The sequence below is a fragment of the Endozoicomonas sp. NE40 genome, from assembly GCF_040549045.1.
GTDB lineage: Bacteria > Pseudomonadota > Gammaproteobacteria > Pseudomonadales > Endozoicomonadaceae > Endozoicomonas_A > Endozoicomonas_A lisbonensis.
Map to the genome: position 1 here is coordinate 2,806,810 of NZ_JBEWTB010000002.1, position 15,600 is coordinate 2,822,409.

13 protein-coding genes are annotated in these 15,600 nt (G+C 49.5%); 6 read left to right on the forward strand and 7 right to left on the reverse strand.

The window, feature by feature from the left end; translation table 11 throughout:
- Window positions 1–51: 51 nt before the first annotated feature.
- Both metF and V5J35_RS13565 read left to right on the forward strand, forming a co-directional pair.
- The gene (gene metF, locus V5J35_RS13560) at window positions 52–900 is read left to right on the forward strand and encodes a methylenetetrahydrofolate reductase [NAD(P)H] (protein ID WP_419095759.1); all 849 of its coding nucleotides are present in this window, start codon (window positions 52–54) and stop codon (window positions 898–900) included.
- A gap of 217 nt (window positions 901–1,117) precedes the next feature.
- Window positions 1,118–1,768 (forward strand): hypothetical protein, encoded by a 651-nt coding sequence (locus V5J35_RS13565; RefSeq protein WP_354007651.1) that lies wholly within the window; start codon window positions 1,118–1,120, stop codon window positions 1,766–1,768.
- A gap of 276 nt (window positions 1,769–2,044) precedes the next feature.
- On the opposite strand, the gene V5J35_RS13570 is transcribed toward V5J35_RS13565, so the two are convergent.
- Window positions 2,045–2,365, reverse strand: coding sequence for a hypothetical protein (locus V5J35_RS13570; RefSeq protein WP_354007652.1), 321 nt, complete (start codon window positions 2,363–2,365; stop codon window positions 2,045–2,047).
- A 378-nt stretch (window positions 2,366–2,743) separates the two neighbouring features.
- Between V5J35_RS13570 and V5J35_RS13575 the strand changes: the two genes are divergently transcribed.
- Both V5J35_RS13575 and V5J35_RS13580 read left to right on the forward strand, forming a co-directional pair.
- Window positions 2,744–3,238 (forward strand): hypothetical protein, encoded by a 495-nt coding sequence (locus V5J35_RS13575; protein ID WP_354016411.1) that lies wholly within the window; start codon window positions 2,744–2,746, stop codon window positions 3,236–3,238.
- A gap of 87 nt (window positions 3,239–3,325) precedes the next feature.
- Window positions 3,326–4,078, forward strand: coding sequence for a 16S rRNA (uracil(1498)-N(3))-methyltransferase (locus tag V5J35_RS13580; protein ID WP_354007654.1), 753 nt, complete (start codon window positions 3,326–3,328; stop codon window positions 4,076–4,078).
- Here the strand turns inward: V5J35_RS13580 and V5J35_RS13585 are convergent.
- From V5J35_RS13585 to V5J35_RS13610, 6 genes are all read right to left on the reverse strand, one after another.
- Window positions 4,017–4,520: a chemotaxis protein CheW gene (locus V5J35_RS13585; RefSeq protein WP_354007655.1), complete on the reverse strand. Its 504-nt coding sequence runs from the start codon at window positions 4,518–4,520 to the stop codon at window positions 4,017–4,019. The genes V5J35_RS13580 and V5J35_RS13585 overlap by 62 nt on opposite strands.
- A 30-nt stretch (window positions 4,521–4,550) precedes the next feature.
- Window positions 4,551–9,962, reverse strand: coding sequence for a chemotaxis protein CheA (locus tag V5J35_RS13590; RefSeq protein ID WP_354007656.1), 5,412 nt, complete (start codon window positions 9,960–9,962; stop codon window positions 4,551–4,553).
- A gap of 71 nt (window positions 9,963–10,033) precedes the next feature.
- Complete coding sequence (locus tag V5J35_RS13595) at window positions 10,034–12,166, reverse strand: methyl-accepting chemotaxis protein (protein ID WP_354007657.1); 2,133 nt, start codon at window positions 12,164–12,166, stop codon at window positions 10,034–10,036.
- A 20-nt stretch (window positions 12,167–12,186) separates the two neighbouring features.
- A complete protein-coding gene (locus V5J35_RS13600; RefSeq protein WP_354007658.1) occupies window positions 12,187–12,792 on the reverse strand; it encodes a chemotaxis protein CheW in 606 nt (201 codons plus the stop codon).
- Window positions 12,793–12,845: 53 nt separating this feature from the next.
- Window positions 12,846–13,220 carry a twitching motility response regulator PilH gene (gene pilH / locus V5J35_RS13605; protein ID WP_354007659.1) on the reverse strand — a complete coding sequence of 125 codons (375 nt, stop codon included), beginning with the start codon at window positions 13,218–13,220 and terminating at the stop codon, window positions 12,846–12,848.
- A 24-nt stretch (window positions 13,221–13,244) separates the two neighbouring features.
- On the reverse strand, window positions 13,245–13,403 hold the full coding sequence (locus V5J35_RS13610) for a response regulator (RefSeq protein WP_354007660.1): 159 nt from the start codon (window positions 13,401–13,403) through the stop codon (window positions 13,245–13,247).
- A 242-nt stretch (window positions 13,404–13,645) separates the two neighbouring features.
- Between V5J35_RS13610 and V5J35_RS13615 the strand changes: the two genes are divergently transcribed.
- Complete coding sequence (locus V5J35_RS13615) at window positions 13,646–14,950, forward strand: TolC family outer membrane protein (protein WP_354007661.1); 1,305 nt, start codon at window positions 13,646–13,648, stop codon at window positions 14,948–14,950.
- A gap of 317 nt (window positions 14,951–15,267) precedes the next feature.
- Window positions 15,268–15,582: a PTS fructose transporter subunit IIB gene (locus V5J35_RS13620; protein WP_354007662.1), complete on the forward strand. Its 315-nt coding sequence runs from the start codon at window positions 15,268–15,270 to the stop codon at window positions 15,580–15,582.
- Window positions 15,583–15,600: the final 18 nt, after the last annotated feature.

Below are 15,600 nucleotides of genomic sequence, written 5' to 3' on the forward strand. Positions count from 1 at the left end.
CAGTCAGTCTCAGCCCACGGTTAATAACAAAAGCATACAGCTGTAAAGAAGATGACAATGACAACAAGCACGCTGCCCATCAGTTTTGAGTTTTTTCCTGCCAAGACCGCAGAGGGGGCGAAAAAACTCGAAATCACAGCCAGCCAGCTGGCCGAAAACAAGCCGGAATTTTTTTCGGTGACCTACGGGGCCGGTGGTTCAACCCGGGACCGTACCCTTGAGACGGTTACAGGGTTAAGTCAGGTGACGGGTGTCAGTACGGTGCCTCACCTCTCCTGTATTGGAGACACCCGACAGGAACTGAGAGCATTGCTCAAACAGTACCAGCAACTGGGTATTAACCGGCTCGTTGCCCTTCGTGGTGACCGGCCTTCCGGTATGGGAGGGTTTCACGGTGAGCTTCAGTATGCCAACGAGCTGGTCAGCTTTATTCGTGAAGAGACCGGTGACCACTTTATTCTTGAAGTAGCCGCTTATCCTGAATCACACCCTCAGGCACAGAACTTTGAGCAGGATCTGCTGAACTTTAAACGTAAAGTTGACGCTGGCGCCAACTCGGCGATTACCCAGTATTTCTTCAGTGCCGAAGCCTATTTTTATTTCCGCGACCGCGCAACGGCCCTGGGTATCGAAATCCCTATTGTTCCCGGCATTATGCCGATTACCAATTACACCAGGCTGGCCCGGTTCTCGGATGCCTGTGGCGCTGAAATTCCGCGCTGGATTCGTAAACAGCTGGAGGCTTATGGTGATGATGTACAGAGCATCAGGCAGTTTGGTGAAGAAGTCATTACTAAACTGTGCGAACGACTGGTTGCTGATGGTGTGCCGGGGTTACACTTCTATACCCTGAATCAGGCAGCTGCCACACAGACGATTTGCCAGAACCTCAAGCTCTAAATCGCTCTCGAAAACAGCTATTCGTGATTCCGTATACGGGGTGTATGGAATCCATTGTTTGTGAGTACGCAGACACTGCTGACTTGAGGACGCTTTATGCTATCTTTTTGTGGTGTTGCCAGCAGTGTTTGAAAAGTTACAGTAGAAGGCTTCGATAATATTAGCGGTTGCCGCTTACCTTCTGTTTAGGCTGGCGAATGCTTTTTCAGGTTTCCTTATGTCTCTGTTTGCTGCTCAAGAACTGGTGAAGTTAACTCGTCTTTTCTATAAAGGGTCTCTGAAATCCTCAAACAAACGCTATTCCTGCGCTTATGGAACAGCTCCCTTAGATCGAAAAAACCGACGCAACATCAACTGCGATAAAGCAAATAAAGCATTGGCAGCCATGAAATCACCGGGAGAGATATACAAAATTTTAGAAGGATGTGATCCACAAAACCGATTTGGCAACTGCACTCAATATTCAATGATTGCTGCTAAATATGGTCTTATGAAAAAAGTTCCAAATATCTGGATAGCAGCTCATGAGGACAGAGTGCATGTTTTTTTGGTGCTGACACAGGAATCGTTTCAATTTAAAAGTCTGACCATCGCAGACTTCAGCAAAGTGGGCGACAAAGCATTTTTTATATGCGACCCATGGTTTAACGTCGCCTGCGAAGTGGGTCTTTACAAAGCCATGATCATGACGAAATCATCTCAGTGGGCACAGCAGGGTAAGGAAATATTTTCAAACCTTGTTCCCGATCCTGAACCCGTTCTTGAATGGGTTAACAGGTTATTTGTTGGTCGTATATGGTTTCAGCAATTGACTGATAAGGACGGAAAACCCACCCAGTTTTATACGGAGCGCTTTTTAAATTTCTGATTTCAAATATTTACTCCAGTCGTAGCATTTTCTAATCCTGAAATGATCCTGAAGGTTAGTAGTGATACCTATGTCTCAGCTCTGCCGTTCATGAACTGACTTAAACAGTTTTTCTCTGGCCAATTGCAGTTGTCTGGCCGCTTCATTATCGGTCATAAATGTCGCTTTTTCCTCCAGCTGTTTAATCGCTCATAACGCTGGTCGCCTTGTTGAGAGGATCGTTCGCAGATTTTCTTGATCGCTACCCCATTGAGATCGCAGTGTAATTGATCCGTTTCAACAAGTAGCCTGATGTCCGCTTTGGTAAATGGAGTGTGGAAACCGTTGGAGGTACACTGTCGTCGTTTGACGCTGGCGCTTGATGTATTGCCGAATCAGGCGGGTTATCTGTGCCCTTGAGTAGCCGCTGGCTACCATCAGGTAGCGACGGGTGAGGCCTTTATCCTTTTTACTCAACGATTGGTACTTGAAGTAGCTGAGGGTTTGCTCAATCCAACGGTAGCATTCATCCTTTGATTCCCAACCCGGCTCAAGGCCGGGAGTGTTTGGGAGGAGTGTTTCCACATCCTCCAGCGTTTTGATAAAGGCGGTGTTCATGATGATTTTCATCTCCTCATCATGAACGACTGTGCTGGAACTGCAGGCTCATTTCACGTTGGAAATAGGGGGTACCTTCAGGCTCATTTCATAATGGAAGAGACTGGTTGAGGCAAAAATCTCAATATACGGCTATTCTCTTAAATCTGCATTTCCCTTTCCCACTGTGGATGACCAGCAGTATGGTCTCATCGATAATTGGCTTGTCAGGTTTCTTTATGTCTTTGTCTGCTGCTCAAGAACTGGTGAAGTTAACTCGCCTTTTCTATAAAGGGTCTTTGAAGTCATCAAACAAACGCTATTCTTATAATTTATGGAACAACTCCCTTTGATCGAAAAATCCAACGCAACATCAACTGCGAAAAAGCAAATAAAGCATTGGCAGCCCTGAGCAAATTACCGGGAAAAGAATACAAAGTTTTAGAAGGATGTGAACCACAAAGCCGGTTTGGTAACTGCTCTCAATATTCATTAATTGCAGCTAAATATGGCCTTATAAAAAAAATCCCAAATATTTGGATAGCCGTTCATGAGGACGGAGTACATGCTTTTCTGGTACTGGCACGGGCGTCGTTTCGATTTGAAAGTCTGACTTTTGAAGACTTTAGCGAAGTGGGTGACAGAGCATTTTTTATATGCGATCCGTGGTTTAACATTGCCTGCGAAGTGGGTCTTTACAAAGTCATGGTCATGATGAAGTCATCCCAGTGGACACAACAGGGTAAGGAAATATTTTCAGACATTTTGCCCGACCCTGAGCCCGCTCTTGAATGGGTCCAGAGGTTATTTGTTGGCCGTATAAAGTTTTATCAATTGACCGATAATAGTGGAAAGCCTACCCGTTTTTATGCGGAGGAGTTTTTAGGCTTGTGATTCCAAATATTTGTTCCTGTTGTTGTACCATCACTTTTCCGCTCAGTTATAATTCAGCCTGTTACTGAATAAACCACTGTCATACGAATGCGTAATCCCCGAATTTATTTTCCCTGTTCTATGAGTGCTGGCGCAACGGTTGAGTTGACCGACAGCGCGGCAAACCATGTAGGCAAAGTTCTGCGAATGAAACCTCAGGACTCCCTGATATTGTTTGACGGCGACGGTTCTGCTTATCAGGGGAAGGTTGAGTCCGTCAGTAAAAAAAGCGTGGTGGTGATGCTTGAGCATCCCATTGAAAAGACGGTTGAATCGCCACTGTCAATTCACCTGGGCCAGAGCCTGAGTCGTGGCGAACGCATGGATTATGCGATTCAGAAAGCGACAGAGGTAGGCGTTACGGAAATAACACCGCTGTTCAGTGAGCGCTGTGAAGTCAAACTGAACAAGGAGCGGCTGGAAAAACGTTTACGACACTGGCAACAGGTAGCCATCAGTGCCTGTGAACAATGCGGCAGAAATCGTGTGCCTGTGATACATCCGGCTGTTTCTGTGGATGAATGGGTCACGCAGCAGACTTCGGATTTGAAGTTTGTGCTGCATCACCGCACAGAGCGCAGGCTGGAAGGCTATGACCAGCCTGCATCGGTTTCCCTTCTGATTGGTCCTGAAGGTGGGCTGACGGCTGATGAAATAGAGCGTGCGGAGCAAAATGGTTTTAATGCGCTGGCCCTGGGACCAAGGGTATTGCGCACTGAAACCGCACCGGTTTCAGCCATTACACTGATGCAGTATCTGTGGGGTGATGTTCGGGGAGATCTCCGGGGGGAGAATGCGTAAGCGTCTTAAGCTTTTCATCAACCAGCTCAAGATTCGGAATGCAGGAGGGTAGCCGGTTAACGATGACCTGTGCCTTTTCTGCAACGCCTGTTTCTGCTTCAGCCGTTTGAACATCGGAAAACTGCAATTCAATCGACTGCGGCAACCCCTGGATAACCATTCCGTAGAAAGAAGTTTCTGACCCTTCTGTCATGGTATTGAAAATAGCCAGTCTGGCACTGGGTGAAAACTCAGCAAACCGCCGCTGATTAAGACGCTCAAAAGCAATCAGGGGAATCTGCTGCCCACGCCAGACGATATCGCCCAGATACCAGTCTTCAGGGTGGTTTTTACCGGTGGGTCGGGAATAGTCGATGATATCCACCACACACACCGCAGGCACCAGTAATGGCTTTTGCTGCATGGGAATCAGCAGTGACGAAAGGGTTCTGGTTTCCATCATGGTTTAAACCTCTTGTTTTGTCATTGCCGGTCAAGCGTGTGATGGTTGATGATCATAGTACTGATTGACTCTGAACTTACGAATCAGTGCCGCCGGGTCAATAATAATCACAACCCGGCCATCGCCCAGAATTGTGGCACCATTAACACCGGACAAGGATGCAAACTGAGGGCCAAGGTTTTTGGTAACAATATCCCTGCTGCCAATCAGTCCATCTACATGCAGGGCGTATTTCTGCCCACCCCGGTCAAGCAGAACTATGGGACAACGGTCTTCCTGAATCCCTGGCTCTGTATTACCTGTCAGTTGTCCCAGGAATAGCACCTGATACTTCTCCCCTCCGAACTCAAGGGGAAGTGTGTCATGAAAGCAGCGTAACAGGGTGTCTGGTGTAATGGTGGTGACACCATCAATAGACTGCAGTGGCAGGGCGTACAGGCTTTCACCGACCTGCACCATAAGGGCGCGGTTCATCGACAGGGTGAAGGGCAGTCTGAGCCTGAAGCAACAGCCTTTACCACGGGTGCTTTCAATCTGCATACTGCCGCCCATCTGCCTGATTTCAGTGTTGACCACATCCAGCCCAACGCCACGGCCTGAGATCTGAGTGACGGTGTCAGCGGTTGAAAAACCGGACTCAAGAATTAACTGAATCAGGTCGGTATCAGACAGCTGGTCATCAGGTGCAATCAGATGTTTTTCCAGAGCTTTTGTCCGGATGGCATCGACATCAATACCCTCACCATCGTCGTGCAATTCCAGAACAATATCGGCTCCTTCCCTTTTAACCACCAGTTCCAGCTGTCCGACTTCAGGTTTTCCTGTGGCCCTGCGATCATCAGCGTTTTCAATGCCATGACTGACTGCATTACGGATCAGATGCTCAAGCGGTGAAAGAATCCGGTCCAGCATGGTTCGGTCCATTTCACCTTCTGCATTTTGAACGTTCAGGTTTACAGGTTTTCCTAACTCCTCAGAAACCTGGGTTGTTATTTTTTTCAGCCTAGGCAACAAGCGGGCAAACGACACCATTCGTGCCTGTATCAGTTTGTCCTGCAGCTGAATTTGTGTTCTGGACTGCTGCATAAGCAGGGATTCGGTTTCACTGCTCTTGTCTGAAATGGCCAGCCGGAGGTCGGCAAGGTCTGTGGCTGATTCCATCAGGGAGTGTGACAGCTGTGGGTCCAGCCGCCTTAACTGTTCCGTGACCCGGGTGATGGTGTTTTCCATTTCATCCAGGGTATGACGAATGTTAGTCACTTCCTGCTCAATACGGGAGCGGTTAATGCTGGACTCACCTGAGAGGTTTATAAGGTGTTCAAACAACTCTGCAGAGACCCGAACCATCTCCCGGTTCTGTTTTAGCTTCCGGGATACGGGGGTTGATAGTGGTATTGATAGTGGTGTGGCTCGTTCTTCAGCTTGTTCTGGGGATAGCTGTGTAGCGGTTGGCAATCTGGCTTCAATCCGAATATCAGGTGCCTGTTGTACTTGACCGGAGTCTTCAGTACCGACTTCTGTCTGTAACTCAACAACGTGTGAATCCTGTTGTATATCACTGGCTGGCTCGCCAGCCGATGGTCGGGCAAGATAATCTGGCAGATGATGAGCTTCATCTGTCGTCGAAAGTTCAGGTTTAACGGTTAACGCCTCAGGCTCATTGTTCGACGCATTTTGATGTTCTGCCTGCCATTCATTCAGTTTTTGTATGTAGATTGAGGCCGCCGGAACAGGCTGGTCAGACTTAAGGGCCTGAAGCATCTGGTCAATATGGTCGTGGGAAGCCTGCATTAAGCCCAGGGGGATATCGCCTGTCCATGTTTGTCTGGTGAACAGCTGGGAAACAATTAACTCGTAGACGCCCTCCAGAGCATGGCTGAGGTCTGCCAGATCAGGCTGCTCTGACATTCGCGCACCGCCTTTTAATGAATGCAGCAGACGCTGAAGTTCTTTGACGGGTTCCTGACTGGATGTTTCCTTAACCCAGTCTTCCAGAGCCTGGTGGGCATCTTCGCTGATCTCAAAGGCTTCATCGAGGAAAAGGTCCAGCAGTTCTATTTCTTCAACTTCGATGCTGTGTTGAACATGGCTGACCGATGTTGTTTTTACCGGTTCTTCATGCCCTTCCCCTTCATGCAGAAGCAGTGCTTCCAGGGCATGACGGAGTTCCGTGAAAACGGCCTGAGAGGGTTCGGGGGGCTGCTGTCCTGCCGTGTGGTTAAGCATATTCAGTAATGCGTCAAAACCGTTTGTCAGTGGCTTTACCAGTGGCTCCGGAAGGGTATTTGTATGCAAGTCCAGGTAGTTGCAGATGTCTTTTAAAATATCACTCAGTTCGGCAACGGGTTGCAGCTGTTGTTCCCGGCAGCGCTGACCCAGTGTGTCCAGTTCTTCCTGCAACTGCTTCAACTGAGGGTGGTCAATACCCTGCTGCCAGAGTTCAGGCAAGGTATCTGCCAACAGCAGATACTCAAGCCCTTCAGCAGGCAGGAGGCGTGGCTCAGGCTGGGCTTCGGGTTGCTGGACAGGTTGTGGGATAAGCTGCTGGTGCAGTATATCCAGCCATGAAAGATAACCGTCGCTATCCAGATATAATTCTGTTGGGTTGTCACTGAGCTGGTTAAGCGCGTCAGCGATCAGAAGGCAGCCTTCCTGCAGTGTCCGGGTGACTTCCTCATCAGCGAGGACCTGGTGGCTTCTGAACTCTTTGACATGGTATTCCAGAGCATCAACCAGCTGTGCCAGCGTATCAAAACCGGACATTCTGGTAATACCCTTGAGAGTATGCAAAGCCCTCTGAACGCTGTCACTGACCTGCAGGGGACTGCCGGTGTTCTGGACGTTGTTAATGAACGTTTGAACGGTCTCCAGATGATCTCTGGCTTCTGTCTGGAATACCGTCAGGAGTTGATCTTCGGCTGAGGTAATGTCAGCCGTTTCAGCCTGCTGTGGCAGTATTGATTCCACAGGTGCAGGCTGGTCGTTGATCACTTCTCCGAACTGGACTGCAATACTGTCATCGTCGTCTTCATCTGGCGCATCGGGGTGTTCTGGAGCCAGATACTGTTCACCGTTAGCCAGGGCATCTGCCATTTCCATGCAGACCAGTACATCAGGAGTCAGAAGCTGGTTATCCTGGATGTAATCGTCCAGTAATGCCGGAAGCATGTTATTGGCCCGGGCAACCAGGTTCTGCATATCCGGGTTAAAGGCCGTGGTACCCTCAATCAGACGGTTGAGCATATTTTCAACTGACCAGGCCAGTTCGCCAATGACATTGGCTTCAACCATACGTCCACTGCCTTTCAGGGTATGAAAGGAACGTCGTATATCAGACAGTATCGCCGGTTGTAGGTCCGATGATGACTGCCACTGGGGGATAAGACTGGCCAGTTGCGCCTGAACATCACTCGCTTCTTCTCTGAAAACCTCCAGCAAATCTTCATCGATCAGGCCCGTTGTTGTTGCAGGCTCTGTCTCGTGCTTTTCAGGGGTGAACGCTATAGCCCTATCCAGAATAGCGCTATCCAGATCCTCAGGTAATTCAGGTAAAGGCTCTGGCTGTTCCTCCAGTGGGTCATCAATCTGAAAAACAGCTCTTGATGAATGTTCAGGTTCAGTTGTGTCCTGTTCAATTTCAACCAGCGTAAGCTTGCCGGAAGTAAAAGCGGAGAGATCATTCTCTACAGGTTCCGGGGTATAAGTTGCTATTCCGGCCGGATCTGGAGTGACTGGAACTTCCAGCAGTTTCGACAGACTCTCCTGAGCCATTTCCAGAATCGCGTCCGAATGTTCGGTGTCAGGATCGGCGAGTCGATCCAGATAATATTCGATGGCAGTAACAACATCTGCAGTATTCTCAAGCGCCTGCTTGTCAGGCAGATTCCCCGGGTTGTCTATCCACTGGCTATTTATAAAGTCTGCACATTGACGAATAACGTCGGCAGCCCTGGTAAAAGGGGTCATCCCCAGACCACCATAAGCGATTCGCAGAAGATCGCAGGCACTTTGCAGATAGCTCTGATCGAACTGATGGTCTACATACTCAGTAATGGCGTCTTTGGTTTGCTTCAGGTTCTCACGTGTTTGTTCAATGATGCTGGTAAATACTTCATTCAGCAGCGGTGTGGAATCAGCCGGTTGTCCGCTGGCAAACTGATGAACAACGGCCTCCAGTTTCAACAGTCCTGTTGCGATCGCCACAAGTGCCATTTCGGCATCGTTGCCCCGGGAGCTGTGTCTGGTTTCAATAACATCATGAAGCTGTTGTTTAAATTGCAGAACCTGCTGCCCCTGCTCTTCCAGCCCAAGCGCCAACAGGGTGTCGCTCACCTGCTGAATAATCGGGAGCTGGTTCTGGAGGATCAGTGGATCTGGCTCTGTAGCCAGCAGGTACAGGTCAAAGGCATCCTTGATGCCTGCCAGTTCATCATTCAAAGCCTGTATGACGGGGGTGGCTGCCTCGTTTCCAACAAAGGTACTGGCTTCACTGTTTTTCAGTGCCTCATGGAGTTTGTAGCGAGCTTTCATGGCGCTGCCAAAGCTTCCATCGTCATCAGACAGGGCAATAAAATACAGTAACCCCCTGAATAACTGGTCGTCGGGTGTTGTGTTGATAAACGACGACCCTTTGACGACAAAAGCCCGAAGTTGCAGATCTACGGATCGCAGAAGATTGGTGATGTGCAGGGTTTGCTTAATGCTGTCGTTCTGTAAACCTTCGACCAGGGCAATACAGGCTTCCCATAATGGGCTCAGGGGAGCATCCCAGCACAGATTCTGCAGTTTGGCGAAGATACGAGCCATCACCTGCAACTGTTGTTCTCTGTGCTGCTCACGCAGATAGGCTGCCAGTACAACCTGATATTTCTGGCGTATTTTAGGCAGCAGGCTGGTGAGGCCGGACTGTTCCAGCTTCTGAATCTGTTCATCACTGAGAGAAGGGGGAAAGCCGGGTATCTGTGGATAGAAAAAGGCAGCTCTGGATAATGCGTCTGCGCCGCGCAGGCTGCGCATTTCATTAATTAATGGCAGCAGGGGCATTGGACGGTCCATGCCGGAATGAACCACCTGTTCTATATAGGCGGGGAGCTGCAGAATCGAGTGCATCAGGCATTCATGGACAGCATCCAGGTCCTGAACCGCTTTTCGGCTTAACGCCTCCAGCAGTTTTTTCAGCTCTTCTGCAAGCAGCGTTGCACCACCCTGCTGCAGCATTTTCAGAGTATTGTGAACCTGTCCGGCAGAGTTCAGGCAGGCTTCAAGGTGAGCCGGATTACCAGGATCGCCCAGATGCTTTTCCAGTGCCTGACGGGTTTCTGTCAGGACTTTGTTTATTTCCCCACTGACCCAGCCAAGCTCTGCATGCTTCTCGATAGTGCTCTTATCAGGAAGGCTCTTATCAAGATGGTTATTATCGGCATAGCCCTGTTGTTCTGCCATGAACGGCTCCGTTAAAAGCAACCCTGTTTTCAGCGTATTGTTGTCAACGCATCGTTTTCAGCATTTTTATATCAGGCGGTCGCGCTGAACTCATCGTCGTCAATGTCCGGGTTGATTTCAGCTCCAACGGACTGCCCTATAAAGGCTTCAGTGGATGAATCCAGTCCCGGGTCAGGGAGCCGGAAGCCGGAGACGGACTGACGCATTTCTACCGCCATTTCAGCCAGAGTTCCTACCGAATTCGCGGTTGCTGTGGTTCCGGAGGCTGTCTGGTTTGTGATGTCGCGAATCGTTAACATGCGCTGGGAAATCTGTACAGCGGATTCTGTCTGGTTTCTTGCTGTGGCAGAGATATCTCTGACCAGCGTTGCCAGATTACCAGACACCTGTTCAATTTCTGCCAGCGCTATACCAGCGTCCTGAGCCAGTTGAGCACCGCTGACTACCTGAGAAGTCGTCTGTTCCATGGACGTAACGGCTTCGTTGGTATCGTTCTGGATGGCGGTGACCAGCGTTTCCACCTGTCGGGTTGCACCGGACACTCGCTCAGCCAGACGCTGCACTTCGTCTGCCACTACCGCAAAACCCCGGCCCGCTTCACCCGCCATGGAGGCCTGAATGGCTGCGTTCAGGGACAGGATGTTGGTCTGGTCAGCGATGTCGTTGATCAGTGAGATGATGTCACCAATTTCCCGGGAAGACTCACCCAGTCGTTTAATTCGCCTGGAAGTATCCTGAATCTGTTCCCGGATAATGTTCATACCGTTGATGGTGTTACGAACCACCTGAGCACCGTTGGTGGCAATATCCACAGAGCGGCTTGCCACTTCGGCGGATTGAGCCGCGTCCCTTGATACCAGACGCATGGATTCGGACATATCGTTAACGGATTGTGTGGTAATGCTGATTTCCTGGGCCTGGTTTTCAGCAGCCTGTGCCATCTCGATAGCGGTGCTCTGGGTTTTCTGGGCGGAGTTGTCCACCTCAACCGCAGACTGGTTAATGGTTTTGACCAGGGCGCGAAGCTGCTCAATGGAGAAGTTGATCGAGTCTGCAATGGCACCGGTAAAGTCTTCTGTCACAGTGGCGGATACAGTCAGGTCACCGTCTGCAAGGTTTTCCATTTCATTCAGCAGACGCATGATGGCTTTCTGGTTGGCTTCATTCTGAGCCCGGGTTTCAGCCAGTCGCAGCTGGGTGGCGCGGTTAATGCTCATGGCAACCAGCACCAGTGCAATAAAGGCCAGTACTCCAATAACAATCGCAAAGGTTTCGTTAACAAAGCGGGATCGGGCTGTTTCTTCAAAGGTGTCCTGCAGGATGGAAGTCTGTTGCAGCAATTGCTGGGCATCGGTGAAAATCATGTTGGATGCCGCACGCACCTGAAACAGCTCCGGCGAGATTTCCAGAATGTCGTCCACGCTGCTCTCTACAAAACTGAACAGGTCGGCAATTTCTGCCAGCCTGTCCAGCGCTTCATCATCGGTGATCTGGTTGATGCGCATGGCCTGGTTTCCATACAGCATACCCTCAAGAACCCGACCAAAAAGTTTAGCGTCACGGCCAAAGGTATCTGCAGCCATAATCGCATCTTCGCCACCGCGCAGTACTTTGGAAACGTTGGCCACAATTCTTTCAGCCAGCCACGGCTGGCGTTGTGCCAGGGCAACCTGGTCTGCCGGGGTACCGTTTTCCAGAAGAATATCGATGACTTCGTCGTATTCCACCTGCAGTTGCGGAATGGTATCGCTGAGAGTGCCTGCCATATCGTGCAGGTTCAGAACCGTTTCTTCGGCAGCCAGAATATAGTCGGCTCCGGCTCGCAACTCTGCCCATGAGGCTTCAATGGATTTAAGCTGGCTCAGGGCTGAGATATCGCCGGGCTGCATGTAGGGAGAGACGGTTACATCAGAGCCGTTCAGCGAATTGAATGTTTTGTCGAATTCATTGCGGGCCTCCCTCAGCAGGGTAAAGGCTTCTTCCTTTCCCTCGGCAGCTTCAGAGGAATTGGTGGATATTCTCTGGGACAGTACCCGCAATTCACCGGAGCTGGAAATCAGTTGCTGGCTGAGGCTGTTTTCCTGGCTTATATAAACAAACGCTGCCGACATAACCACAAGCGATACGATTAACAGTGTAATAGCCCCGGCAGTTGCGCGATTGCCTGATCTCCTCTGGGCGCTGTCTGCATTGATGCCTTTCATTATTATTATTCCCGGTTATGTTATTCGCTGGCCGCCATCAGAAAGTCGGAATGGCTGACCAGTTTGTCGATGCTGAAAACTGGGTGGCTTTTTTCCAGGTTGTAACAGCCTTCAATGAAATAGTTAACAGCTTCTGTATTGTCAGCAGTGGTTGCCTGAGCTTCTTCAGTAAAACGCTCTGACGGAAACTGTACCATCCCCTGCACCTCGTCAACGATCAGGCCGACAACCAGCTGTTTCCGGTCAACCACCATAATTCGTCGTGTGGTTCTGTCTGATGGTGCCGGTAAGCCAAGAAATTCTGGCAGGTCGATAATGGGAACCAGACGTCCACGAACGTTAGATACACCTTTTGCCCAGCTCTTTGTTCCGGGCAGCGGTGTTATATTCGGGACAGGCAGAATTTCGGTGACGTCCCCAATACCTGTGACGTAGTGCTGCTGGTTCATTCTGAAGCCAATACCCACCCATGGTGCCTTTTGCTCCCTGTATTCCGGAGGCTCTTTGGCATGCAGAATCACCTGGGTTTGTATCTGCTGAAGCAAATCAAACGGCTTTAAAACCGTTGCTTTGTTATTGTTTGCAGGCGCCTTTTCGTCTGTTGGCATGGCTGTTTTTTCGCTCATGGCTGCTTTTTTTTGGGGCTCATGACTGCTTTTTTTGGGCTCATGGCTGTTGATCAGACAGCTACCGGGCTGGTGACTCTTGTCAGTGTATTCAGCAGCACTTTTTCATCAATGGGTTTGGTCAGGTAGTCTTTTGCTCCCTGTCGAAGCCCCCATACTTTGTCGGTTTCCTGATCTTTAGTTGTGATGATGATAATGGGAATTTGATGAGTTTCTGAGTCTTTAGACAGTTGTCGTGTTGCCTGAAAACCGTTTAATCCTGGCATGACAATGTCCATCAGGACCGCATCCGGTTTTTCCTGTCTGCACAGCGCCACCCCATCGGCACCATTCTCTGCGGTAATGACGTTGTAACCATTTTTTTCCAGTATGGCTTTTAGTCGATACAGCTCTGTGGGCGAGTCATCAACGATTAAGACATTGGCCATTTTGCCCCCTTGCTCAGGTTTACCTTATGTTTTTTTAATCATTCCTTCAGCTCTGGAGCCGGTCGGCAACAGAGTATTTTTATACGCAGGGTTGTTTTTAATCTGTGTGCAGGTCTGGTAGCCATCGGTAGTCTTGCTGTCATCGATAACTATTCTTTTGAGATGCTTTCTGGATTCATCCATGGATTTCCCCCGGATTCCGCCGTATACAGAGTACGGCTTCAGGCTATTACCTGCCCTTCTGTTCTGGAATTCAGCTTTGGTCCCCAGCTGTACCAGCATCTGCATTTTTTAGCACATAAGTATTACCTGTGACCAGAGAAAACCAGAGGTTTATTCACTGACCAACGGTCAGGATTAAAGGTTTCTGTAAGCCGGTCGATGCTGCCAGTATTCAAATCCAAACAAAAACGCAGGGAATGCTAATGAAAATGAGAGTGTCGCTGGCAGCTGGGGTATTCCTGGGTTGCCTTTCAATAAGTGCTGCCAGTTCTGCTGAAACCCTTCAGGATGTGCTGAATAAAGCGTTGAAAACAAATCCTCAGGCTCTTGCCAGCCTGAACCGTTACCGTGCTGAAATGGAGAATGCGGATGCGGTCTGGGGAAGGTATTTCCCTACAGTGGATGTAACAACAGGGGTTGGCAAGCAAAAGAGGTACGTTGATAACCTTGATAACAATGACAAAATTGTTACTCGTAGAGAGGCCTCCTTTTCTGTAAAGCAAAACCTGTTTTCAGGGTTCAATACCCAAAACAGCGTTGATCAGGCCCGTCATCAGGCTAAAGCCGAATTTCTGCGCTTGAAGAATACTCTGCAGGATGTAAGCCTGAAGATTGTCGATGCCTATCTAAAGGTGCTTGAACGCAGGGATATGATTAATCTGGCTATTGAAAACCTGAAAACGCACGATGTTATTTTCCAACAGATTCAGCAGCGTGCTCAGCAGGGAGTTGCCAGAAGTTCTGACCTCGCCCAGATAGAAGGACGTCGCGCCCGTGCCAATGCCAATGTCATCAATGCCCGTAACAATCTGGCAGATGCCGAAAGCGAGTTTATGGCCCTGGTTGGCTCAATGCCTGCCGATCTCGAACAACCGGGTTCATGGAAGCTCAAAATGCCAGAGTCGCTGGAAGTCGCCTTGCAGAGCGCCATTGACTCTCATCCTAATGCTCTGGCATCAGCCCATGAAATCAAGTCTTCGCAATCCCAGTATGAATCGTTGAAAAGCAGTTTCTATCCAACACTGGATATTGAACTGGATCAAAGCTGGAAGAAAAATGCAGACGGTCAGGCAGGCAGGGTTCGCGATGGTACCGCAGTGATGAAATTAAGGTATAACCTGTTCAAAGGGGGGGCTGACAAGGCCCGCCTTGATGAAAGTGCCTACCGTGCTGAAGAAAGTCGGGCCCAGCGTGACAGAGTGTTGCGTACCCTCGAAGAAACCCTTCGGATAGCCTGGGCTGCATACGAATTTAATATGCAGCAGCAGAAGTTTCTCCGCCTGCACGAAGAATCCAGCCGCGAGAGTGTCGAGGCTTATCGGGAGCAGTTCAATATTGGGAAAAGGACCCTGCTGGATCTGCTGGACAGTGAAAATGAACTGTTTCAGTCCAGTCGCAGCCTGACTTCAGCCATCTATCAGGAAGCCTTTGCCCGTTACCGGGTCTTTGCGGCCACCGGAGAGTTGATGGATGTTCTTGAAATCAATATGCCGGCAGGTTGGGAGTAAAATCTGCCACGATCAGCCATCATCACTTTGCGAGAGCCGGATCAATTGATCCGGCTTTTTCTTTTCATAGTGTCCAATCTTCTACTAGCCTTATCCTCCGAAGGAAAACAGCAGTAGGGCTGCCTGTTATCGGTCAGACTCTATCTGTTCACCGTTTAAAGAATAAATTCCAGACAGGTAATTATGAGAACTGATAACGCTGGCTTTATCTCAATTGCCTTGAAGCTGATTGCACGTCAGATACAAATTTTTGAAGGCTCGCAATACTTTTGTGGCTTGCAATACTTTGATGGGCTGCAATGCAAGAGGGCTGTTTTATGAAAGTGGTTGTAGTAACCGCCTGTCCCACAGGTATTGCGCACACCTATATGGCAGCGGAAAAGCTGACAGAAGCTGCTTTATCACAGGGACATGATGTAAAGGTTGAAACTCAGGGGGCGATGGGGATTGAGAATGAAATCACACCTCTCGATATTGAAGAGGCCGACATCGCCCTGTTTGCCGTTGATATTGCCGTTGAGGGCGAGGATCGCTTTGGCGATCTGAAGGTTGTCAAAGTACCTGTTGCTGAAGCTATTCGAAACCCGGACGCTGTGATGACCCAGCTGGGGCGAAGTGTGTCTGTATCCTGAGTGGAGGGGTGCGGTATT